Annotated in this window: 21 protein-coding genes; 17 read left to right on the top strand and 4 right to left on the bottom strand. The window is 41.0% G+C overall.

The genetic code is table 11. The features are described from left to right. Window positions 1–58 precede the first annotated feature (58 nt). From GHD25_RS03890 to GHD25_RS03875, 5 genes are all read left to right on the top strand, one after another. On the top strand, window positions 59–1,054 hold the full coding sequence (locus GHD25_RS03890; protein ID WP_164215044.1) for a lipoate--protein ligase: 996 nt from the start codon (window positions 59–61) through the stop codon (window positions 1,052–1,054). Window positions 1,055–1,230: 176 nt separating this feature from the next. Next, complete coding sequence (locus GHD25_RS03885) at window positions 1,231–2,388, top strand: acyl-CoA dehydrogenase family protein (protein ID WP_164215151.1); 1,158 nt, start codon at window positions 1,231–1,233, stop codon at window positions 2,386–2,388. Window positions 2,389–2,733: 345 nt separating this feature from the next. After that, complete coding sequence (locus tag GHD25_RS03880; RefSeq protein ID WP_164215043.1) at window positions 2,734–4,272, top strand: fatty acid--CoA ligase family protein; 1,539 nt, start codon at window positions 2,734–2,736, stop codon at window positions 4,270–4,272. A gap of 175 nt (window positions 4,273–4,447) precedes the next feature. Continuing rightward, entirely contained in the window at window positions 4,448–4,570 is a 123-nt protein-coding gene (locus GHD25_RS20140) for a hypothetical protein (RefSeq protein WP_276207792.1), read from the top strand. A gap of 110 nt (window positions 4,571–4,680) precedes the next feature. Beyond that, window positions 4,681–5,199, top strand: a complete 519-nt coding sequence (locus GHD25_RS03875) for a competence protein ComK (protein WP_164215042.1) — start codon at window positions 4,681–4,683, stop codon at window positions 5,197–5,199. Here GHD25_RS03875 and GHD25_RS03870 read toward each other — a convergent pair. Then, complete coding sequence (locus GHD25_RS03870; protein WP_164215041.1) at window positions 5,147–5,536, bottom strand: hypothetical protein; 390 nt, start codon at window positions 5,534–5,536, stop codon at window positions 5,147–5,149. The genes GHD25_RS03875 and GHD25_RS03870 overlap by 53 nt on opposite strands. 321 nt (window positions 5,537–5,857) lie before the next feature. Here GHD25_RS03870 and GHD25_RS03865 point away from each other — a divergent pair, with 321 nt between their 5' ends. From GHD25_RS03865 to GHD25_RS03810, 12 genes are all read left to right on the top strand, one after another. Beyond that, the gene (locus GHD25_RS03865) at window positions 5,858–6,514 is read left to right on the top strand and encodes a TVP38/TMEM64 family protein (RefSeq protein ID WP_164215040.1); all 657 of its coding nucleotides are present in this window, start codon (window positions 5,858–5,860) and stop codon (window positions 6,512–6,514) included. A 44-nt stretch (window positions 6,515–6,558) separates the two neighbouring features. After that, window positions 6,559–7,110 carry a signal peptidase I gene (gene lepB, locus GHD25_RS03860; protein WP_164215039.1) on the top strand — a complete coding sequence of 184 codons (552 nt, stop codon included), beginning with the start codon at window positions 6,559–6,561 and terminating at the stop codon, window positions 7,108–7,110. Window positions 7,111–7,280: 170 nt separating this feature from the next. After that, the gene (addB, locus tag GHD25_RS03855) at window positions 7,281–10,772 is read left to right on the top strand and encodes a helicase-exonuclease AddAB subunit AddB (RefSeq protein WP_164215038.1); all 3,492 of its coding nucleotides are present in this window, start codon (window positions 7,281–7,283) and stop codon (window positions 10,770–10,772) included. Then, complete coding sequence (gene addA / locus GHD25_RS03850; RefSeq protein WP_164215037.1) at window positions 10,772–14,497, top strand: helicase-exonuclease AddAB subunit AddA; 3,726 nt, start codon at window positions 10,772–10,774, stop codon at window positions 14,495–14,497. The genes addB and addA overlap by 1 nt, the downstream gene beginning before the upstream one ends. 497 nt (window positions 14,498–14,994) lie before the next feature. Continuing rightward, window positions 14,995–15,153, top strand: a complete 159-nt coding sequence (locus GHD25_RS03845; RefSeq protein ID WP_164215036.1) for a hypothetical protein — start codon at window positions 14,995–14,997, stop codon at window positions 15,151–15,153. Between the two features lie 24 nt (window positions 15,154–15,177). Beyond that, window positions 15,178–15,645, top strand: a complete 468-nt coding sequence (locus GHD25_RS03840) for a cytochrome c oxidase subunit II (protein WP_164215035.1) — start codon at window positions 15,178–15,180, stop codon at window positions 15,643–15,645. Window positions 15,646–15,664: 19 nt separating this feature from the next. After that, window positions 15,665–17,347 (top strand): cbb3-type cytochrome c oxidase subunit I, encoded by a 1,683-nt coding sequence (locus tag GHD25_RS03835; protein WP_164215034.1) that lies wholly within the window; start codon window positions 15,665–15,667, stop codon window positions 17,345–17,347. 205 nt (window positions 17,348–17,552) lie between these two features. Beyond that, entirely contained in the window at window positions 17,553–18,185 is a 633-nt protein-coding gene (locus GHD25_RS03830) for an SCO family protein (protein WP_164215033.1), read from the top strand. 3 nt (window positions 18,186–18,188) lie between these two features. Further along, a complete protein-coding gene (locus tag GHD25_RS03825; RefSeq protein WP_164215032.1) occupies window positions 18,189–18,749 on the top strand; it encodes a hypothetical protein in 561 nt (186 codons plus the stop codon). Window positions 18,750–18,978: 229 nt separating this feature from the next. Beyond that, window positions 18,979–20,151, top strand: a complete 1,173-nt coding sequence (locus GHD25_RS03820) for a DUF418 domain-containing protein (RefSeq protein ID WP_164215031.1) — start codon at window positions 18,979–18,981, stop codon at window positions 20,149–20,151. 130 nt (window positions 20,152–20,281) lie between these two features. Further along, window positions 20,282–20,635: a YisL family protein gene (locus GHD25_RS03815; RefSeq protein WP_164215030.1), complete on the top strand. Its 354-nt coding sequence runs from the start codon at window positions 20,282–20,284 to the stop codon at window positions 20,633–20,635. A 185-nt stretch (window positions 20,636–20,820) separates the two neighbouring features. Further along, on the top strand, window positions 20,821–22,335 hold the full coding sequence (locus GHD25_RS03810) for an alpha-amylase family glycosyl hydrolase (protein WP_164215029.1): 1,515 nt from the start codon (window positions 20,821–20,823) through the stop codon (window positions 22,333–22,335). Between the two features lie 100 nt (window positions 22,336–22,435). Here the strand turns inward: GHD25_RS03810 and GHD25_RS03805 are convergent, their stop codons facing one another. The 3 genes from GHD25_RS03805 to GHD25_RS03795 form a co-directional block, all read right to left on the bottom strand. Next, a complete protein-coding gene (locus GHD25_RS03805) occupies window positions 22,436–23,308 on the bottom strand; it encodes an SDR family oxidoreductase (RefSeq protein ID WP_164215028.1) in 873 nt (290 codons plus the stop codon). Between the two features lie 145 nt (window positions 23,309–23,453). Beyond that, window positions 23,454–23,642: a YppF family protein gene (gene yppF, locus GHD25_RS03800; protein ID WP_164215027.1), complete on the bottom strand. Its 189-nt coding sequence runs from the start codon at window positions 23,640–23,642 to the stop codon at window positions 23,454–23,456. 140 nt (window positions 23,643–23,782) lie between these two features. Next, a complete protein-coding gene (locus GHD25_RS03795) occupies window positions 23,783–24,997 on the bottom strand; it encodes a hypothetical protein (protein WP_164215026.1) in 1,215 nt (404 codons plus the stop codon). Window positions 24,998–25,099: the final 102 nt, after the last annotated feature.

Here is a 25,099-nt window from a genome sequence, read left to right as displayed (position 1 = left end):
TAGAAAAATCTTTTACATTACAATTAAATAGAGGATAATACTAGGAGGTAAGTGAAAAATGAAATTTATTGATAATCATGGTATTACTGATCCACGAATTAACCTGGCCATTGAAGAATATATTTTGCAAAACTTTGGTGAGAAAGATACATATCTGCTGTTTTACGTAAATGAACCTTCCATCATTATTGGCCGAAATCAGAATACAATTGAGGAGATTAACACAGAATATGTCGATGAAAATAATATAAAAGTGGTTCGACGTCTATCAGGCGGAGGCGCTGTATACCATGATGAGGGCAACTTAAATTTCAGCTTTATAACAAAAGATGATGGAGAGAGCTTCCAAAACTTTGCGAAATTCACAAAGCCGATGGTGGAGGCATTAAATAAATATGGTGTGCCGGCAGAAATGCAGGGAAGAAACGATCTTGCAGTGGAAGGCAGAAAGATTTCCGGAAATGCCATGTTTTCCACAAAAGGGCGTATGTTCAGCCATGGAACGCTAATGCTTGATTCAGAGATAGAAAACGTCGTTTCCGCTTTAAAAGTAAGGAAGGAAAAAATCGAGTCTAAAGGAATAAAATCGATTCGCAGCCGGGTAGCTAATATTTCTGAATATCTTGAAGAAAAAATTACAATGCAGGAATTTAAGGAACTTATTTTGCGCCATGTATTTGATGTGGAAGATACTGCAGATGTGCCGAGATATGAATTAACGGAGGAAGATTGGAAAAACATCCACAAAATATCCGAGGAACGATACCAAAAATGGGACTGGAATTACGGAAAGTCGCCTGATTTCAACATTCAGGAATCCCATAAATTTGACGCAGGTTTAGTTGATGTTCGTTTGGATGTGAAGAAAGGGATCATCGAAAACTGTAAAATATACGGTGATTTCTTTGGCATTGGGGAAGTAAAGGTGATAGAAGACAAATTAAAAGGTGTGCGCCATAACCGTGAGGCGATCGAGGAAGCGTTGGCAGATGTCGATGTACCGCACTATCTCGGGAAAATCTCCAGGGAAGATTTTATTAACTTAATCTATTAATTTCTCATCAGACTGTCTATATTGGCAGTCTGATTTTTAATGTTGTGCAGCCTGCGGAGATGTCAGCAAAAATCAATAAGGATTGAATTTTATAATTAAGCATGAAATAATTAACATTACTATACCTATAGTATTACTATGGTTAAATAATTCAAACAGGAGGGAGTTCATTAATGATGACAAAAATGTTAGAGCTTGAAACGAAAGAAGATAGAATGGAGCTTCTGTCCCAAACAGCAGCATCTTTTGTTGAGCGTGCGAAGAAGCATGATGAAAACGCAACTTTTCCTTTTGAAAATTTTGAAGACCTGCATTCGATTGGTTACCCGTCACTATCCATTCCAAAAAAATATGGCGGAGGGGGCATCCCGCTGGATGAATTATTGACTTACCAGCAAATTATCGGAAAAGCGGATGGTTCCACAGCATTATCCATCGGCTGGCACATGGGGATAATGAAACACCTTGGGGAAAACGAGGTCTGGAAGGAGGAAACATATGCAGCTGTAGCGAAAGATGTGATCGAAAACGGCGCCCTGCTTAATAATGCAGCGACGGAACCGGCAACAGGAAGCCCAACCCGGGGAGGCAGACCGGGAACGAGTGCTATACAAGAAGAAAACGGCTGGATAATCAACGGCCGGAAAACATTTACTACAATGGCTCCGGTTCTTCAATACTTTGTTGTCAGCGCATCTATAGAAGGGACGGAGGATGTTGGCAGTTTTCTTGTTAATCGGGACCAGGCAGGAGTGAGCGTGGAAGAAACATGGGACTCCATTGCCATGCGCGGGAGCGGCAGTCATGACCTTATTTTGGAAAATGTGAAGGTGGAAAAAAATGACCTGGCAGAAATGCTGTCATCAAAGAAAAGGACCCCTGCCGGCTGGCTTCTTCATATTCCTGCTTGCTATCTGGGGATTGCGCAGGCCGCCCAAAAAGAAGCAGTGGAATTTGCCATGAATTATTCTCCAAACAGTATTTTAGGTACTATTTCCGAATTACCCAATGTGAAAAAGAAAATGGGAGACGTCGAGCTTCTTCTTATGGAATCCAGGCATTTTCTTTATTCTGTTGCAAAAAAATGGGATGTAAGCAGTGAAGATATACGGAAAACAATGGGCGCGGAGCTGGGAGCTGTTAAACTGTCTGTCACCAATAAAGCGGTGGAGGCTGTGGATCTTGCTATGAGAATTGTCGGTGCGCGGAGCTTGTCTCAACAAAGCAATCTCCAGCGTTACTATCGCGACGTGCGGGCTGGTCTTCACAATCCGCCGATGGATGATATGACAATCATGCAGCTTGCTGATCAATCCATTAAAAGCTTGCAGTAAGAAGGGGGATAAATTTTTAAACAAGAAGTAAGTACAAAATATGCAGCGTAAAGATTTCCGGAAGAAATAAAAGTCTGTTCTGGTTAGAGTCTTTTGATCCAGCTGCCAGTATCTAGTGTGATGAGTAAACGAACGAAAGATGCGATTCTATTCGTGCACTCATCACCTCAATGAGTAACGGAATGAAGGTGTTTTTTCTATGCTGATGCCTCGACAATTGCAGAAAAATTTCTATAGAATCATAGGAAATGTGACAACGCTTCCACTTGAATATTAAAGTCTGGTAATTTATAATAGAATGGCAGCAAAGAAATGAATGATTATTCATTCATAGGAGGTCAAAGTATGAATCTAAGTGATCAATTGGCTGTTACTGCAGGAAAAATGCCTGAAAAAGCAGCTTATATTTTCCAGGACAAAGAAACCAGCTATCAGGAATTGGAAGGTGCAGTAAGAAAGTTTGCTTCCCGCATGAAAGAATTGGGCTATAAAAAAGGAGACCATATTGCCCTGGTTGTGGGGAATAGCCCGTATTTTGTCATCAGTCTCTATGGTGCACTGCGGTTGGGACTTGTCGTCATTCCGATTAACCCATTGTACACGGCAAATGAAATGACGTTTATTTTAAGAAATGGTGATGTAAAAGCAGTCATCACGATGGATGTATTACTTGAAAAATTTGAAGGCATCAAAGAAGAATTGCCGGATATAAACCATTACATATCCTGTGAATCCGGCAGCAATGAAAAATTTGAAAAAAGTACGCTTCACCCAAAATTGAGATCGTTTACACAATTGGTTCAGGAAGGCAGCACGGACTTTAAAGGGCCGGATTTGATGGATGATGACTTAGCACTTATTCTGTATACTTCAGGCACTACCGGAAGGCCGAAAGGTGCGATGCTCTCCCATAAAAATCTGTACTCCAACGCCAAGGATGTAGCAGACTATCTGGCTATCAGCGGAGAAGATAAAGTCATTGCGGCATTGCCGATGTTCCATGTATTTTGTTTAACCGTAGCATTGAATGCCCCGCTGATGAATGGGGGAACCGTCGTAATTCTGCCGAAATTTTCCCCGCAGGAAGTATTCCGTCTGACGAAAGAATATGGTACTACTGTGTTTGCCGGGGTTCCTACCATGTATAATTATCTGCTGCAAAGCGGGCAAGAGAATACGGATATATTCTCGGATATGCGTTTGTTTATTTCCGGCGGCGCATCTATGCCGGTAGCATTATTGAAAGCATTTGAACAAACCTTTAACGTGCAGGTCCAGGAAGGCTACGGACTGTCCGAAGCCTCTCCGGTAACTTGTTTTAACCCGCTGGACCGTCCGCGGAAACCGGGTTCCATCGGCAGGAGCATCGTTAATGTGGAGAACAAAGTCGTCGATGAATTCGGTGAAGAAGTCGAGACCGGGGAAGTGGGGGAATTAATTGTACGGGGACCGAATGTTATGCTCGGTTATTATAAATTGCCGGAAGAAACAGCAATGACATTAAAAGATGGCTGGCTGTATACAGGAGATATGGCTCGTATGGATGATGAAGGATATTTTTATATTGTTGACAGAAAAAAAGACTTAATTTTAGTTGGCGGATACAATGTGTATCCAAGGGAAGTGGAAGAAGTTCTGTACTCTCATCCGAATGTCAGTGAGGTGGCGGTAATAGGCGCTGCCCATGAAGAAGCCGGGGAGGTTGTCATAAGCTTTGTTGTTACCGATAATCCGCAATTAACCGAAGAAAATTTAATAGACTATTGTAAAGAACAGCTGGTAAATTATAAAGTCCCGTCAAAAATAGAATTTTTGGATGAATTGCCGAAAAATACGACAGGAAAAATACTCAGAAAAAATCTTCGGGACAAAGTAACAAATTAAAGTAATGAACATATATTGACTTTAGACATAATCTGGGGAGGTTGCTCCCCGATTTTTTTTGAAAAAATGCAGATTTGGAATGAAAGATCGCTTTCCAAAATAAAATAATTCTCTGCAGAAAGGTATGATTCATAAGATAAAAAGCCAGACTATACATAAAAGGAGTGTGCTTGTAATGAATGAGAAAAAAGAAAATCCGGAATTGGCTACATTCACTTTATTGAACCCTGACTTTTCTGTTTCGGGAACTAAACAAACAGAAGACGCAAAGAAAGACAGTAAGCAGAACATAAAATAATGTAAAATATTCAATAAAATTTAATTTTCTACTATCTTTTTATATGAAGTTTTGGTAAATTAGTAGATAGCTACTTTCTTTCATTGCTTAAAAATGAAAGGATGGATGAAATGTTTTACGATTTATATGATACAGCTCCGGAAATCACTCCCGAAACAATGGCTGTGATTACACAACGGGATAGAAATGGCAATATAGCATCACAGGTTTTTGAAGAAGAGACGGATTATGTTGTCCATCGTTCCCCAACCAAAGTGATTGAACAAGCCTGCAAATTTTTTGGGTCCAGTTTGAAGGGAAGACAGGAAGGCACCCGGGATGTTTGCGGGATCAATTACAAATCTCCAATTGCCATTGATCCCTTGAGCGGTATGTATTTCTTTCCCACCACATCCCCGGTAAACACCTCGTGCTCATGGATCGCTCATTCCCATATTGAACATGTACGTAAAGCAGGTAAAGGCACGGAAATTATTTTTAAAAATGCCCAGCAGGTATTCCTGCAAATTTCTTATGGATCGATTCAAAACCAGATACAGCGGACGGCACAATTTCGCTACATTCTCGACCACCGTATCAGGTATTTGAAGAAACATGCCGGCGGGGTGGTAGCAGAGCCTTTTGCATAAGTTCCAGCAAAATTTCCTCCACCTTTTTTCTGATGGCCGGATTAAAAAAGTTCCGTTTTTCTTCCAATCCATTACAGACTAATAAATAGGTGGTGAAAGAATCGTTTTTATGCAGTCTTACAACTTGCATGCTTTTTTGCATCATGATTTTCCTCAATTGTTTTCGTTCATCAGCTGCAATAAACAGCATTCTTTCCAATAACTGCCGGAAGTGTTCCTTAATTTTAAATGGGCCGGCTTTCACATGCTTCATGTCCTGCTCGATGACAACCATTGCCATGGATAAAAAAAGAAAACGAAGCGCAACCCTTGAATCATTCTCCTGAAGATACCGCATAGTTTATTCCCTCCAAATCAGGAACAAATGTTCTCTTTTCTTTATTATATGCAAAACCAACGGAAAAATACAATAGAAAAATTATACAGCGGTGAAAAGAAAGTAGCTGTTCCGTTGTTTTGACTAGGCATACATGAAGGTTTGGATTAAAATAAAAATAACTGTATTATCCGGCCGATGAAAGGAACTTAAAATACATCTTGCAATTGCTACATTCAAAAACACGGTTGACAGTTGACGTAAAAGGACGGCAAATGGAACATGGAAAGTCTCCCATTTGTTTATTTGCGCCGCCTCTAAATAGTAAGGAGTTTTCGCTACATGTATGTAATGACCATCCAGCTTTCTGATTGGAAAACCATGCTTAGAAGCAATGATTTTGACGAATATATCATGGAATTGTTGAACTCTTATGAGTCACTAGGACCATTGCCTGGTTTTTTGCTGCCATTTATTGAAGCATTTCTTCCGTTCCTGCCGCTGGTTGTTTTTGTTATTGCGAACGCTGCTGCCTACGGTCTGCTGGAAGGATTTATCTTGTCCTGGACAGGTGCCTCTGTTGGAGCCGTGATGGTATTTTTAATAATCCGCAGGCTTGGGAACAGACGAATATTTAAGAAAATCCGGAATAATAAGCAGGTTGGAAAAGTCACGTCCTGGGTGGAGAGACATGGGTTCGGACCACTGTTTCTGCTTCTGTGTTTTCCGTTTTCACCATCTGCTGTGATTAATGTTGTCGCAGGATTATCAAAAATCAGTATACAGCAATTTGTCCTGGCTGTGTTTTTGGGAAAGGCAGTCATGATTTTTTCCATTTCTTATATCGGTTCAAGTATTATGGAATTTGCACAGCATCCGGTTCGAACCATTGTCGTTGGGTTATGCATTTTATTATTCTGGGTGATTGGCAAATATATTGAGAAAAGGCTGGGGAAAAAGTCGTCAATCAAGGGCGGGACCAAGCTTAAGGAGGATTAAACAGCCAATAAAAAGGGTAGAATGATTTTTGGAGGAAGATTATCATGAAAAAAATTAACTACCCAAGATTGGTTTTAGTTATCGGCTTTGCATTGGTGCTTGCTTTTATACTGAGAGCAGCCATATTTGCAAATTACTCTGTTGTTGGAGAATCGATGCAGCCGACCTTAAATGATGGAAATTTATTAATCGTAAATAAAGTGATTTACGACCTGCAGGAGGCGGAACGATTTGATGTGGTCGTATTTCACGCAAACGAACAAGACGACTATGTGAAAAGAGTCATCGGAACACCGGGTGATCGAATTGAATATAGGAACGATAAGTTATATGTAAACGGTGAATATGTAGAAGAGGAATTTTTGGAGTCATATAAATTAGCAAGCAGCTCTGTCCCTTTTACAGAAGATTTCACGCTGGAGGAACTAACAGGTGAAACAGAAGTGCCTGATGGAAAACTATTCGTTCTTGGAGATAACCGGCAGGATAGTCTGGACAGCAGGTCATTCGGTTTTATTGATCAGGAGACTGTGGTAGGGAAAGTCGGCATGACATATTGGCCGCTCCCAAAGGCAAGTCTTACATTGGGTAAATAGCTATGGAGAAGCTTCCATCTTTGGTAAAATAGAAGATGGAAGCTTTTTTCTTCAGGATAAAAGGATTATGATTTTATATAAAATGAAATAAAAACAACAGATGTAGCCGCGTCCGGCCTATACGCTGCTGAAAGGGCGCTTACATCTTTGTAATGAATGGAGGAGTCAGCATGGGAGTCCGATTTCTGATTGGCAGGGCCGGAACCGGAAAAAGCGGAAGAATATTGGATGAAATTAAAGAAAAATTGTTTGAGGATCCGCAGGGACCTGCCATTTTTTATATAGTACCGGATCAAATGACGTTCCAGCAGGAATACACGCTGTTTCGCGATGAACATATAACAGGAAGCATCCGCGGGCAGGTAGTCAGTTTTTCCCGGCTGGCGTGGCGGGTACTGCAGGAAACTGGCGGGAGTACCAGACAGTTTATCAGTTCTGTTGGAACACAGATGATGCTGCGGAAAATCATTGAGGAGAAAACCGGAGACTGGCTTACTTTTGGAAAAGCCATTGAGAAGCAGGGATTTCTGCAGCAGCTGGAAAACATTATTACCGAGTTTAAACGCTATAATGTGACACCTGAATTGCTTTATGCCCAAATGGAAGAAATTGATAAGTTTGTACATAAAGATCCAAAGGAGATCGCACTGTTAAATAAACTGACTGATCTGTTGTATATCTATGAAAAGTCACTTTATGCTCTCCAGGAAAACTATATTGACAGTGAAGATCAACTGGAGTTGCTGGCCGAAAAGATTGAAGTGTCCAATGTACTGAAAGATGCGGAAATTTATCTAGACGGATTTCATAGTTTTACTCCAAGGGAACTGCTTGTCATCGAAGCATTAATGAAAAAATGCAAGCGTATTACTATCAGTCTTACATTGGATCAAGCCAGCGGGCCTGCAGCAGCCTCAGAACTTGACCTGTTTTACAAGACGGCTGAAACATATGATATCCTTACCCAAATTGCTGAGGAAAATGGCATTCGGGTTGAGGAAACGGTTGTTTTGGATACTAAAAATGGGAGATTTAAAGAACGTCCCTACTTTGCGCATTTGGAACAACATTTTAACACGCTGCCCTCTCCAAAGTATGAAGGAGATGTACCCATCCGGATTGCAGAGGCGGTACATCCCCGGGCAGAAGTGGAAGGAGCGGCACAGGAAATTATCCGGCTCGTCCGGGATGAAAATTATCGCTTTCAGGATATTGCACTTCTTATCAGGCAAACAGATACGTATAATGATTTAATTTCCACGATATTTGCCGACTATGATATCCCGGTGTTTATTGATGAAAAACGCACGATGATCAATCATTCACTCATTGAATTTATTCGTTCCGCCTTGGATATTGTAGAGGGGAATTGGCGGTATGATGCTATTTTCAGGGTACTGAAAACAGGATTTATTCCAGCCTCGGACAAGCAATACCCGCTTACAAATGACGCCATTGATGAACTGGAGAATTATGTCCTCGAATATGGCATACTTTCCAGGGAAAGGTGGATAGGAGAGGAAGAATGGAAATTCCAGCGTTTCCGCGGCTTTGAACAAAAAGGCCAGACAGATGCAGAGATGGAAATGCAGAAGAAAATTAATAAATACCGTAAGCAGGTAGTGGAGGCACTCTTCGATTTTGATGAAGCTATCCGAAATGCCGGTACGGTGAAAGCGTTTTGTGAAATAACATATTTGCTGCTTGAATCTCTGGGAGTGCCCGACCGCTTGGAAAAAATGCGAACGTTATATGATGACCAGGGGGAAATTGAAAAAGGCCGGGAACAGGAGCAGGTATGGGATGCTATTATTCAGCTGTTGGATGAAATGGTGGAAATGGCCGGCGAGGAAAAAATGACACTGGCAACCTTTCGCTCTACATTGGATGCCGGATTTGAAGCATTAAAATTTGCCCATGTGCCGCCAAGTATGGATCAAGTGATTGTAGGAACCATTGATCGTTCCCGGATCAGCGGTATAAAAGTTGCCCTGCTGCTTGGGGTTAATGAAGGTATCTGGCCGATGAAACCGCCTGCTGACGGAATTATTAATGAGGAGGAGAGAGAGCTTCTGGGAGAACATGGGCTGAAACTGGCGGAAAGCAGCAGACAGCAGCTGCTGGATGACTGGTTTTATATGTATACCGCTTTTACAGCCGCCAGGGACCAGCTTTGGATCAGCTATCCTTTGAGTGATGAGGAAGGAAATGCAAAAATGCCGTCCCAGCTTATTAAGCGGATGGAAGATTTATTCCCGGTCTGCTGTGACCATATGTTATTGCAGGATCCTGAAGAATTAGTGGATGCGGATCAATTTATTACAACTCCATTGAAAACAAGATCCGCCCTGACGGCACAGTTAGCAAGATACAGAAAAGGCTACCCGGTGAAGGAAATATGGTGGCATGTATTAAACTGGTACGTGGAAAACCATCCGAAACCCAGCACAACCTATAGAATCCTGCAAAGCTTATTTTATCAGAACAGGCCGGAGGATTTATCGGAGGATACGGCAGAAAAATTGTATCCAAAACAGGTAAACGCCAGTGTGTCCAGACTTGAAACGTACTATCGCTGTTCCTATCAGCATTTTGCAAAATACAGTCTGCGGCTGGAGGAGCGTAAGACGTATAAACTGGATGCGCCGGATATTGGTCAGCTCTTTCATGAAGCATTAAAAACAATTACCGAGTGGATTCAGGAGGAAAACAGGGATTTTGCGGCACTGTCCAAGCAGGAAACAGATCAATATGCGAAAAAGGCGGTTTCTCAGCTTTCTCCTGTCCTGCAGCACCAAATCTTACACAGTTCCAATCGTTATAAATATATTCAGCAAAAATTGCAGCAGGTGATAGCCAGAGCGGCTTTTGTATTAAGTGAGCAGGCAAGGCAGAGCCGATTTTCACCCATCGGTCTTGAACTGGGATTCGGAAAAAATCAAACGCTTGACGCGCGGACCCTGCCGTTGCCAAATGGGTTTGAACTTGTGCTTGGCGGACGGATTGACCGGGTGGATAAAGCGCTGAATACAGATCCGCTGCTATTAAGAATTATCGACTATAAATCAAGCTCCAAAGGGCTGAACCTTGTGGAAGTGTACTATGGACTGGCCCTGCAGATGCTGACATATCTGGACGTTGTTCTTTCCCAATCGGAAAAATGGCTCGGTGTGAAGGCCACTCCCGCAGGCGTGTTGTATTTCCATGTGCATAATCCGATGATCTCCGGAAATGATAGATTAAATGAAGAAAAAATAGAAAGAGAGATTTTTAAGAAGTTTAAAATGGACGGGCTGCTTTTGTCTGATGAGGAAGCAGTAAAAATGATGGACACCAAGCTGGAACAGGGATACAGCCAAATTGTGCCTGCAGCCATTAAAAAAGCGGGAGGATTTTATAATTCCAAAATTGCAGATGAGGAAACCTTTGAAAAACTGCAATCCCATGTGCAAAATCTGATGGTGGAAGCAGGCGTGGATATTACCGGCGGGCGTGTTCATTTAAACCCTTATAAACATAAACAGCATATTGCCTGTACTTTTTGCCCGTTCCATTCCGTCTGTCAATTTGATCCGTCATTGGAAGAAAATAATTACCATCATTTATCGGACATGAAAGATGAGGAGATTTTAAGAAGAATAGCTGAAGGGAGGGAAAGCTGATGGTTAAATGGACAAAGGAACAGGAAGCAGCCATTTATACATCAGGAAAGGATGTGCTTGTTGCAGCCGCAGCAGGGTCCGGAAAAACAGCTGTACTCGTGGAGAGAATCATTCAGAAACTATTAAATAAAGAAAATCCCGTGGATATTGATAGCTTGCTTGTCGTGACATTTACCAATGCTGCTGCCCAGGAAATGCGCAATCGGGTAGGAGCAGCTTTGGAGGAAGCGGTCGCAGCCGACCCGTCATCCATCCATTTGAAAAAGCAGCTATCCCTTCTCCAGCGCGCTTCGATATCCACCTTGCATTCCTTTTGCCTGGATGTGGTGAAGCAGCATGCTTATTTATTGGATTTAGACCCTTCATTTCGTATTGCCAACGAAATGGAGGCAGATTTGCTGAAACAGGAAGTCATGGAAGAACTCTTTGAAAAATGGTACGGTGAAGAGAATATAGAAGAAGGATTTTTTGCTGTCGTGGATCGCTTTTCCAATGACCGCAGCGATGAGGCTGTGGAAAAGTTAATTCTGTCACTGTATCATTTTGCAATTCAGAATCCGCAGCCGGATGCCTGGCTGGATGAACTGGTGACAGCGTACAATATTAATGAAGACTGGCACGAATCGCAGCTGGCATGGTTAGAAGTTATTAAAAGAGAAGTGAAAAGCCAATTTGCTGCTGTACAGGATGAAATGCAGCTGGCTATGGATATAGCAAAGGAAGCAGATGGTCCATCTCAGTATATAGACACCATCCAAAAAGATTTTGAGGCTTTGCAGGTTGCTTTGGATCTTCTTGATAACTGGGATGATTTACAGGAATTTATGTCTTCCAGCACATTTGTCCGATTATCCGGCAAAAAAATGGAATGTGACGAAGAAAAGAAAGCAAAGGTAAAAAATCTGAGAGAAAGCTATAAAAAACGCTGGAATAAAGTGAAGGACCAATGGTTTAAACGGAATCTGGCCAGCCATGTTAAAGATATGCAGGAAATGGCTCCGGTTGTAAAAAAGCTGACAGAGCTTGTGAAAACCTTTAAAGATCGATTTACACAAATAAAAAAAGAAAAAGCCATCGTGGACTTTTCTGATCTGGAACATTACTGCCTTTCACTGTTTTTGGATGAAACTTCAACAAGTGATAAACTATTGCCATCTAAAGTTGCCCGCTACTATCAGAATAAATTCAGTGAATTATTGATTGATGAATACCAGGATACGAATCTGGTGCAGGAGACACTTTTAACCTTAATCAGTGATCGGACCGGTCCGGGAAACATGTTTATGGTCGGAGATGTGAAACAGAGTATTTATCGTTTTCGTCATGCGGAACCAAAATTATTTATCCAAAAGTACAGAAACTTTGCTGAAGAGACAAGTCCGGCAGAAAGAATTGATTTGGCAAGTAATTTTCGCAGCAGGGAGCATGTATTGGCAGGGGCAAATTATATTTTCCGGCAAATTTTCGATCAAGAGCTGGGGGAAATCGACTATGATAAAAATGCCGAATTAATATACGGAAATAAAATGTATGACGACCTGCCTTATGCCAAGCCAAACCCGGAACTGGTCATCATTGACAGAGAAGCGGAAGAAAGTCCGGCCGTTTCAGAGGATGAAGAGGATTATCAGGATTTGGAAAAGGCACAGCTGGAAGCCCGTGTTTTCGCAGAAAAAATAAAGTCCTGGATCGGTCAAAAAGATGGAAAACCGCTGCAGGTCATGGATAAAGCAACCGGAACACAGCGGGACTTCCAGTACCGGGATGCGGTCATATTACTCCGGGCGATGAGTAATTGGGGACCGGTAATCGTAGATGAGCTGAAAAAACAGGGTATTCCTGTTTATGCAGAGCTCTCTACCGGGTATTTTCAAGCGATCGAAGTGAAGGTAATGATCAGTTTTCTAAAAGTCATAGACAATCCAAGACAGGATATTCCGCTTGCCTCCGTATTGCGTTCTCCGATTGCAGGGTTAAATGAAGACGAACTGGCAGCAGTCCGTCTGGCAGACAAAGGCGCTTATTATTATGAAGCCGTAAAAAAATATACGGAGACCAACCGTGATGATACTGCGAATAAAATTGATGATTTCCTGGAAAAATTGGAGAAGTTCCGATTCTCCTCAAGGCAGGGTGCGTTATCGGAACTAATCTGGAATATTTATATGGAGACAGGTTATTATGATTTTGTCGGCGGGATGCCGGGAGGGCGTCAGCGCCAGGCCAACCTGAGGGCACTTTACGACCGGGCAAGGACATATGAAGAAACCTCATTCCGCGGATTGTTCCGTTTCCTGCGGTTTATAGAACGGATGGAGGAAAATGATGATGACCTCGGTGCGGCAAGAGCTTTGAGCGAACAGGAAGATGTCGTCAGAATCATGACTATTCATAAAAGTAAAGGCTTGGAATTCCCGGTTGTTATTTTAGGAGCCATGGACAAACAGTTTAATATGATGGACTTAAATCAGCAATATTTGCTCCATAAGGAAATGGGGTTTGCTTCCAAGTATATCGATCCTGTAAAACGCATTACGTATCCGACGCTGTTTTTCCATGCGTTAAAACAGGAGAAGATAAGAGAGCTTTTGTCGGAGGAAATGCGTGTTTTATATGTAGCATTAACAAGGGCAAAAGAAAAACTCGTCATGGTTGGAAACGTTAATTCACTGGAAAATAAACTGAAAAAATGGGAAAGAATGATGGATCATGCAGAATGGGTGCTGCCGGCACATTTCAGGATGGAATCCAAAACTTATCTGGATTGGGTAGGACCGGCCTTGATCCGTCATAAAGACAACAGCATACTGCGCAGGGAAGAAGAATTGATTTCAGGTTTAAATGATATCAATTTGGATCCATCCAAATGGGAGGTCTCCATTATGCACGGCAGTGAGCTTGCCAATTTGGAAGCAACCCATAAAGAAAAACATGAAAACTTACGGGATGCTATTTTGTATTGGAAAAAGGCACCAGTTTCTGATGAAACCCTGGAAACAGAGGTGGATAAACGGCTATCCTTTGAATATGCTTCAAAAGAAGCGACAAGACTCAGGGCAAAACAAACGGTAACCGAGATAAAAAGACAGCGGGAAATCAAGGATGAATATGCAGCAGATCAGCTAGTTCAGCAATATAGGACGCCCATTGTAAAACGGCCGAATTTTATGCAGAAGGAAAAAACCATTACGTCGGCGGAAAAAGGAACAGCAATGCATACGGTCATGCAGCATATACCGCTGGAGAAAGTCTTAAATGAAGAAGAAATTGCAGCATTTGTGGAGACGTTAGCAGATAAAGAAATATTAACGGAAGAACAGGCGTCGATTATCGATGTTTCTGCAATAGCCTCATTTTATGCTACACCAATAGCCGAATATATAAGAAAGGCCGGACCTGTATATCGTGAAGTTCCTTTCAGTCTTACCATGCCTGCAAATGAAGTGTATGCAGGTTTGGCAGATGGCACGGAAGAACAGGTGCTGATTCAGGGAGTGATTGATTGCCTTATACCGAAAGACGGCGGCTGGATCGTATTGGACTATAAAACAGATGCTGTTCCCGAAGATGTGGATGCTGCGACAAAAAGTACGCTGGCAAATCGGTATGAAACCCAGTTAAACCTGTATCGGCAAGCTGTTGAACAGATCTGGAAACAGCCTGTAAAAGAAGCATATCTGTATTTCTTTTCCAGACAGCTTCTGCTTGAAGTGCCTGGTGAGTAAGTTTTTAAAGGTCAACCTTCGTATGGGGGTTGGCTTTTTTTATGGGAGGCTGAAGCGCGGGAAAACGATATTAAATTTTCTATCAACCAAAAAGATCGTCTGAATTTTTAAAACATCAAAACTGAAAATAATAGCAGCCCTCATGGACAGATTACAAAAGATTATTTTTAGATTCTCCATAAATTCTCTCCTAAGTTACTCCAATCAAGTGAAAATGTCTTTGACGTTCAAATTATTGTCATGTTTTTCACTGCGGTTATAGTGAAAACAGGGTTTACTTCTTTACAATAACTTTCCAGAAAAAAGTAAAAACCGATGTAAACCTTGTTAAACCAGAGTTTACACTATTTTTGCCGCAGGAATAATCGGTGAACAAATTGTGAAGAACCATTCTGGATATCATTCTATTTTTTTCTGCACATGTGATTTAGTTCACTTCCCGAAGATGCGATTCAAATTATTATAGAGTTAAGAAATCAAAAGGGAGGTTGACTTGAATGGAAACAAATCTTGGAAAGCAACCGGAAGAAAAAATGGAAACACAAGAAGAAACAGATGCTCTAAAATCAGCTTTATATTCGTCCTTACTATTTGTAGGTGGAGGAATTGTTGCTTTTATCATCTTATTATTAGCAATTTATATGATCAGATTATAAAGAGATTACAAGGAGGGTGTAAACATGAAATTGCCACGTCAGGAAGAAATATGGTTAGTTATTAGTGTCGGAGTACTTGTTCTTTCCATGGTGATCACCGGCTACCAGGCTTTCGCCCTTGGAATGACGCCGCCAAGTGGTACAGAAACAATTGATCCGCAAAAAGTGGATGAACATGAAGTATTTTCCGAGCCGGGAGTATACCAGACAGGTGAAAATGAATATGAGGTTGTCATGACATTGCAGATGTTCTCATTTACACCGGGAGATATCGAAATCCCGGCAGGTTCCACTGTTGAATTTATTATGACATCCAAAGACCTCGTACACGGATTCCAGATTGCCGGAACTAACGTCAATGCGATGGTAACACCGGGACATATACAAACAATCACGGAAACATTTGAAGAACCCGGGGAGTATCTGGTTATTTGCAACGAGTATTGCGGGGCAGGACATCAGCATATGAGCACAACTATTACGGTGAAATAAGGAAGGGAGGAAAAATATCATGGAAGCAGCAACTTTAAAAGAATCTTTTATTGATAAAACGAAAAGTAAATTAGGTGTTAGTCCGGAAGATTCAAGATTGTCTTTAACTTATTTGAGTTTAGCATTCATTATCCTATTTGTCGGCGGATTTCTTGGATTGGTACAGGGATTGAACAGAGCAGGATTATTTGAGCTGCCGCCCTGGTTTGACTATTACCAGGTGTTAACCTCACACGGAATTCTTTTAGTCCTTGTCTTTACCACATTATTTATGACCGGATATTTTTACGCTGGGGTCTCCCACGTACACGGAGGGCTTTCTCCTAAGGTCAGAAAAATGGGATGGACCGCATTTGGCTTAATGGTTTTCGGTGTAATTATGACAGTAGCAACTGTTGTTGCGGGAAATGCATCTGTCATGTATACATTTTACCCGCCAATGCAGGCCTCACCATGGTTTTACGTTGGTTTAACCATTATGGTAGTCGGTATCTGGGTAGCAGCTGCGGGAATTTGGACATCTGCTGTCCAATGGAAAAAAGAAAACAAAGGAAAGCATTTACCGCTGTTTACCTACTTTGGTGTAGGTGCCTACCTGCTCCTATTTCTGGGAAGTCTTGGCGTAACTGCAGAAATGGCCATGTTAATTCCATGGGCTTTTGGATGGGTTGAAACAGTAAACGTCATGCTCAGCCGTACATTATTCTGGGCATTCGGCCATACAGCTGTTAACGTTTGGTACCTTGTTGCGGTATCCGCATGGTATATAGCAGTTCCTAAATTTGTCGGAGGCAAACTGTTTAATGATACATTGGCTCGAGTAGTTGTTATTCTTTCCGTAGTATTGAACGTTCCTGGCGGATTCCACCACCAGATCATTGACCCGGCGATCACGGAAGGCGTTAAGTTCATGCACGTATTCATGAGTCTATCCATTGCACTTCCATCACTTCTTACTGCATTTGCAATGTTTGCTGTATTTGCAAGAGCAGGAAAAAGAAAGGGTGCCAAAGGGATCTTCGGTTTCCTTAAGAAATTGCCTTGGACAGACGTCCGCTTCCTCGCTCCAATGATTGCGATGATCGCATTTATTCCAGGCGGAGCAGGCGGTATTGCCCAAACAAATAACCAATTAAACCAGACTGTGCACAATTCACTTTGGGTAGTTGGTCACTTCCATCTAACTGTAGGGGTCACCGTAGCATTAACATTCTTTGGTATCACGTATTGGCTGCTGCCTTATTTGACAAAGAGAACACTTACGCCAAGGTTGAATAAATTAGGGGTAATTCAAACATGGATATGGACGATTGGAATGCTCTTTATGTCCGGAGCCATGCACTGGGTTGGACTATTAGGTTCACCAAGAAGAACTTCCTTCTCCACATATGGGGATAACGCAACTGCGTTAAGCTGGGATCCATACCTGTTCTTACTTGCAATCGGCGGAACGCTCTTATTTATCGGTGTAGCATTAATGGTTTACATTGCATTCCACTTAATGTTCAAAGCACCAAAAGGTGAAACAGAATTCCCGATCGCAGAACGGGAAGCAAACGATATTACAACCCCGAGATGGACAGAACGCTGGGGACTGTGGATTGTCGTAGCATTCGCTGTTATATCCATGGGTTATGTCATACCGGTTGTTGAAATGATTGTTAATGCACCTCCGGGATCACCGCCGTTTCAACCTTGGTAATTGACAAAATGAAAGTATAGAAAGCTGATTAAAAGAAGAGATAGTCGCGGCGGAAGGCTATCTCTTCACCATTATTACCCCGCAATAATTCATCATTGTTTATTTAGGAACCAAGAAGCTGATAACAGCGAATTTTAATGAATTCCTCTTAAGCACATATTGCCTCCTGAATCTATTAATAAAACTTATGTAGGATGTGATCATTATGATCAAAAATAAACATAATACCATTGCGCTTATTGTAGTTGTTTTGTTTGGCATAGGATTATTCTATGCCGGTACCGATGGTTTTACAGCCTATACTGCAGAAACAGCGAGAACCAATCAATTAATAGATGATCAGCCAGCTTTTCCTTTAGTTACATTAGAGGACAGTAATGAACGAACGTATGATTTTACTGAGTTTGAAGGAAAGTATGTATTTGCTACATTTATTTATACTTCATGTACAGATGTCTGCCTTGAACTGGAAGTAAACCAGGCGGGAGTTTATGACCAGATTCCCGATGAATATATCGGGGAAGATATTGTATTCCTGACGATAAGTTTTGATCCTGAACATGACACCCCGGAAGTCCTGGACAAATATCGAAGCTATTTTGAAGCGGATGGAGAAACATGGAGGATGGCAAGGATTCCTGATCAGGAGCAGCTGGACAATTTACTGAATGAATTTGGCGTCATAGTTATACCGGAAGATAACGGACATTTCACGCATAACTCTGCATTTTATTTAGTGGATCCTGAAGGTTACTTAATAGATGTCATGGACTATACCTTAATTGATGAAGCTGCTGATAAGGTTAATTCCATTCTTAAAACAGAAGAGGGGGACTAAACGATGAGACAGGCCAAGTATGGTATCATTCTGTATATATTCCTGATGCTCCCTCCTGTAGTAACATTGTTTGAATTTAATATGACGATACACATGCATATGCAAATGCCGTTATTGGCAGCAGCTGGTATGTTAATGTATCCTTTTTTAAAGCAGAAGTTTCCTGGATTCTTTGAAAAATATAATAAAAATGGAATTCCCGGCATCATATTATTTTTAATTGTTGTGAGTTATTGGTTATTGCCGCGTGCAATGGATGAGGCACTTACCATTCCTGCAGTGGAAATATTTAAATTTATCAGTTGGCCATTTCTTGTAGGTGTTCCATTGCGCGACAGCTGGAGCAAATTCTCTGTAATGGGTAAAAATGTTGTATTGGGCATTCTTAGTATATTATTTGTGTTAATGGCAGTTATATATATATTCTCTGATTCGCAATTATGCAATAATTATCTAATCGTAGAGCAGATTACCTTGGGCTGGGCCTTCGGATTCATCGCATTAGCACTGATCATCTATATTGTTCAGCAGTTTTTCATAGACCATTCAGAGTATGAGGAATAGACAAAGAATAAATTTCGGATAAAACGCGGCTGTCTGCCATTTGAAGGCATCCGCTTCTGTTTTTGCCTGGGAAACTATAGAATTTTTAACCTATGGACAATTTTCAAGGTAAGCATAGCGGCGCTTTTGTTCGTTTGAAAAAATAATCCTGCATGGTCGCCAAAATCCTTTTCATTCTTTATAATTGATAAGAGACTGAATGTTTCAAGGAAGATTTGGAGGTCTATGCATGAAGTCGGCTGTTTCACCAACGAATGAAAAAAATCGGCTTATATGGATTGATGCTGCGAGAGGGTTTGCTGTATTTGGTATTTTTATGGTTAATATTGGGGCATTTTCTGCTCCCTGTTTTTTATATGGGGGAGGGGATAATGCATGGACATCACAGGCAGATCAATTTATGCAGGCTTTTATTGATGTGTTCTTTCAGGCCAGTTTTTACACTTTATTTTCTATTCTGTTCGGATTCGGTTTTCAGTTGCTGAGGGACAGACTGGCAGAAAGAAATGCTGCTTTGTATCCAGTATTGCTGCGCAGAATTGCTATACTGATCGGGTTCGGATTACTGCATTCTTTTTTGCTTTGGCATGGGGATATTCTGCTGTCCTATGGACTGATCGGCTTTTTACTGTTCTTTTTCTTTAATTTAAAAGATCGCACATTGCTGCTGTGGGGAAGTGTTCTGCTGTTTGGCACCGTGGGCTTATTTACCCTGCTTTTATATCAAGTCAGGGATTATCTCGATTGGTATAACACGGAACTGGTTAATCGGGCTCTCGAAAATTATCAGGACTCCAGTCTTTTGGTTATCCTTACGCAAAATTACAATGACTGGCTGTACAGCAATGGAGGGATGGCCTACTTGCCTTTAACAGGAATCCTGCTGCCTTTATTTCTGTTTGGGATGTATCTGGTAAGGAAGAGAGTGCTGCATGAACCAAAGAAACATTTATCAACGCTAAAACGATTATGGATGGTTTCATTTATTTTATTTTTTGTTTTCAAATTGGGTCCATATGTATATGGAAATCCCGACTGGTTTTCTTACATACAGGATAATATTGGCGGAACTGCTTCGGCCATATTTTATTTATTATCCATTACGTTAATGTCACTTACGAAAATAGGAAAAAATTTAATTTTACCTTTTGTACATGTTGGAAGAATGGCATTAACCAATTATATCTTCCAGTCCGTGATTAGTTTTACATTATTTTACGGTGTTGGCTTCAGCCTATATGGGTCGGTTAGTCCGGTGATGGGATTTTTTATTGTCGTTGTCGTGTTCATTTTTCAGATGATAGTCAGTAAATGGTGGATTCAGCAATTTCGTTTTGGCCCCCTTGAATGGATATGGAGAAGCTTAACTTATTTTCAGGCACAGCCGTTTCGCAGGCAATGAAATCGGTCAAATACCAATTAGGAAGAATAGAGCTTTTCTTATAAGCTGCTAACATGTAAATTATAGGATTTTTTTGTGGAACATGATATGATATCCTTAGCCTTGTATGGAATTGGAGGAATTAAAACAAATGACTCATATGCATATTACCGGCTGGGTGCTTGCACTTATCCTATTTATCGTTGCATTGGTAATGTATAATCAGGGGAAAGCGAAACCCGGCAAGATATTACACATGATCTTAAGACTTGATTACTTATTTATTTTGTATACTGGCGGAGATTTAATTGCCCATTATTTTGGCGGCAGCAGCTTGCTTCCGGAAGCCATTGTAAAAGGGTTAGCCGGTATATGGGTGATTGCAGCAATGGAAATGATTCTCGTCAGGAACAATAAAGGGAAACCGACAAAGAGTTTCTGGATTCAGCTGATTATTGCCCTGCTTATTACATTAATACTAGGATTCTGGCGGCTGCCGATGTGAAATAGTTTGGAGCAGGGGACGGTTTATCTGTATCATGGAACAGGTAAACCGTCTCTTTATTTACGCCATCCGCGAAGACTTCAAATATGAAGGATTTCCGACAATTCCCCGTAATTTGTTGACTATTTATCTGATACCCCAATAATAGAAAAAGAGCAGTTTTAATAATTGGAGGACATGACTATATGAAAAAAATTATCTTTTCTTTTTTTATAATTTTACTTTTTATTAATTTGATTCCCCCGGCAGCAAAGGCAGCTGAGGGCGAGAGCCGGATTCAGGGTGAAATTATATACAATATCCTTGTGGATCGGTATAATAACGGTGACTTTGAACGGGATGACCAGGTTGACGTAGAAGACCCGTATGCATACCATGGCGGGGACCTTCAGGGTGTAATCAGGAAGATGGATGAATACCATGAGCTTGGATATACAGTTTTGTCACTTTCCCCAATCATGGAAAATGCTCCCGATGGTTACCATGGCTATTGGATAGAGGATTTTTATGAAGTGGAAGAACAATTTGGAGAAATGGATGACTTACGTGAGTTGATTGAAGAGGCCCATGATCGTGAAATGAAAGTAATATTGGAACTTGTCACCAATTATGTCGCTGCAAGCCATCCGATCACTGCTGATCCGGAAAAGGAAGATTGGATTGACGGAGAAATGACAGTTGAGACTGACTGGACTGAGAATGCAGCAGCCTTAAACCAGGAAAATCCGGAAGTGCAGGAATATCTTATCGACGTTGCGTCTCATTGGATGGAAGAAACGGACATTGATGGTTTTAAGCTTCATGCCGCAGATCAAGCTGATCCTGCCTTCATAGAAAATCTTACCTCTGAATTAAAGAATAATAACAATAATTTCTATGTGCTTGCAGATATATTGGATCCAGATGCGGACATTGGCCATCTTCAGGAAAACCCAAATATTGATGCAGTGGATAATTATCATATGATGGAAGCTATTACTGGGGTTTTTGCAGAGGAAAAACATCCGGTTTCAGAAATTTACCAGGCATATGAGGAATATGGTACAGAGAAAGATATCATATTTGTAGACGACTTTTATACAGAACGTTTTACACAATTATTTGCGGAAAATGGCCGGAATTCAATGACGACGTGGACATTGGCTCTTACTTACATGTATACTTCCCCCGGAGTTCCTTCCCTTCTGCAAGGTTCTGAGCTGCCTATGTTTGGAAAAGAAATCGAGGATACGAGAGAGCTTGTCCCATTTCATAGCGGGGAGCCTGATCTGGATGAATTCCATAACAGGATTTCCTCACTGCGTGCACAATTTCCTGCCCTGGCGCATGGAGATTTTGAATTGGCAGGCTCCAGTGGTGCCATGAGCATTATGAAAAGGACCTTGGACGGAGAGGAACTGTATATAGCAATCAATAATGACACAGAAACCCAGGTTGTTACCTTGGATGGGATTGATGAAGGAATGCAGCTAAGAGGGTTTTTGGAAGACCACACCGTTCGGGAAAATGATAACGGTGAATTTAAGGTCGGCCTTGCCCGGGAATCGGCGGAGGTTTTTAGAGTACAGCCTGATACAGGGATTAATTGGGGTTTTATTTCCTTCGTTGCCGGAGTCTTTATCCTATTTGTTGTAGCTGTTATTATATTGAGCCGCAAACAAAAACAAAGAGAAGCACAAGACCAAATAAATAAAGCGTAACCTTTGCTTAACTGCGGATTGGGTCGTGCAGACTTCCGAGTCCTTGGCGACTCTAGTATTGGGCAGTTAATTCAATAATAAAGCAGGCTGATGCGTTTATTCAGCCTGCTACTATGATGCCGCCATTGACATGAATCGTTTGACCGCTGACATAGCTGGCATCATCTGATGCCAAATATACATAAGCCGGAGCAAGATCCTGCGGCTGACCCGGTCTTTTCATCGGAGCATTTCCGCCAAAGCCGTCCACTTTTTCCCTGCTGAAAGAAGCAGGAATAAGGGGAGTCCATGTCATTCCGGGTGCAACGCCATTAACTCGGATACCTTTTTCAGCCAAAGATTCGGATAATGACCTGGTAAAAGAAACGATAGCTCCTTTCGTTGCAGAATAATCTATTAAATCCTTGCTGCCCTGGTAAGCAGTGATGGAGGAGGAATTAATGATAGAACTTCCCTCTTTTAAGTTAGGCAGTACAGCTTTAGTAATATAAAACATACTGAACACGTTTGTGCGGAAGGTTTGTTCCAGCTGTTCACTGGTAATATCCATAAAGCTGTCCTGCGGATGCTGTTCAGCAGCATTATTTACGAGGATATCAATTTTTTTAAATTTATTGATTGTTTCTGTTACAGCTGCCTCACAAAAGGATTGATTACCAATATCCCCGCTGATTAAATGACACTTCTGACCTTCCAGTTCAACAAGCCTTTTTGTTTCTTCTGCATCCTCATGTTCATCCAGGTATATAACAGCTACATCGGCACCTTCTCTTGCAAAGTGTACGCTTACAGCCCTGCCGATGCCGCTGTCACCTCCTGTAATGAGTGCTGTTTTGTTTTCCAGTTTGCTGCTGCCTCTGTAATTGTTCCGGATGACAGCAGGCTCCGGTACCATTTTGGATTCCACTCCCGGCTGTTTATGCTGACTTTGTGCCGGAGGAGTTTTTTTACCGTCGTTTATTTCCATACCCATTTATAGCCCACCTTATTGTTTTATGTTTACTTCCATCTACCCGGAATTAACATAATTCAATCATGGGATTTAACTGCTGATTTTCATAAAAAAAGCAGTTTTTGTTTACTCGTTAAAAACTGCAAAACATTGATTGACATTACTTTTAAGAAACATATTCATGTGAAGAGACAGCACCTTGTTTTCGTAAAAACATATAAATTTCCCTGTAATAGATAATATCAATTTCACCATGGATATATTTTTTTTGATAATAATCCAACAGGTCATTTACGGAAGCAGGTGTATAATTGCATTCATCCTGATAGGTATGGACCAACTCACTTATCAACATCATATACCCCCCTGAATAAATTATTGCAGATAACAAGGGATAGCGCTTATCTGCATTAGGATGTACACACACTTGGCAATTGGCCAGGCTGAATGGTACACTTACTGCTATATTATTATGAATGAAAACTATTGGATATGCTATTTATTCCGGAAAAATGACAACCATAATGTTCCTATTCCCAATGTCAGTATAACGCTTGCTGTAAACAGTCCCCCGGTATATAAAGGCAGTCCCGGAATTTGAAGCCATTCGGTTAGACCCTGGCCAAATAACAATAATTCATTTAGAAGGAAGCCAATGATAAAGATAATTGCGCCGTAAATGGTTAGTTTTGTGCTCTTCAATAAATCTTTCATTAAATACTGGGTAAGAATAAATATGCTGACAAACCCAAGCAAGGTAAAATGCAAATAACCGATAATCACGCTTCTGGAATCATATATCAGCGGAAGCAGGGGGGGAATAAGCAATCCTGCTTCCATTGTACTTTTCAAAAATAGCAGCAGAAATGAAAGAGAAAGTGAAATCATGGTGAGCTTCGAATATATCGTTTTAATGTGATGATAGGATTTTACATAAGCATAAAGGATATAAATAATACCTGTCCATTGGCCGATCCCGCCAATTCCGGCAATGATATCAGCAGTGATCCCTAAGTTTTCCACCCATAAAACGGATAAAAGATAACCCGGGAATAAGGCAATAAAATAAAGCCAAAAACCAATTCTCAGCGCCGAATTGAATAAATTGATTTTTTTCAAATGGAGGATCAAAATAAATAAACCTATCAAGAATAACAGTAACCAGCCATTATATTGAAAATGTAAATAAAAATAGATTGCCATTTCATATAAGTTGCTTCCTTTCTTTCCGGAAGCGGAAATATAAGCTATAGCAAAAGGACCAAATGAAGAAATGATTAATGCAATTAATGCTCCGTTGATAAACAGCTTGGCCGTATTTGGAATGGAAAAGTTCGATTTTATCCTGCGGTAAATAAAGATGGCAGCCCAGTACTCTACAAAAATATGAATAGTGGAAAGAACAATGGAAAACAGTGCGTATCCCTGATAAATAAAAGCAGCAAACATAAGAACTGTTACCACAAACAGGGTAACTGCAATCGCAATGGCCTGCTTCTTTTGCTTTAATTCCTGCCAGATATTATTGAGAAAAATGACAAATACTCCCAAAAAAGCCCAGCCCAGGATAGCTAAATGGGAATGACCATGCAGGATATTGGAATACTCTACAGGGAAATCGGGGTAGTATGCATAAGCCCGCATCCACACGCCGGATAAAGCAGTTATTATAAAAAGGATAAATGTAAAATGAATGATATATTTAGGCATCACAAATCAACTCACTTTGAGATAGTGTGTATATTACTATCATCTATTGTGAAGTAAATTTATTTAATGCTGTGTGCGGAATATCAATAAATCACAAACGAA

It is taken from the genome of Virgibacillus aidingensis (assembly GCF_010994035.1).
In the GTDB taxonomy this organism is placed as follows: domain Bacteria; phylum Bacillota; class Bacilli; order Bacillales; family Amphibacillaceae; genus Virgibacillus_N.
This window is presented reverse-complemented; position numbering and strand designations above follow the sequence as displayed.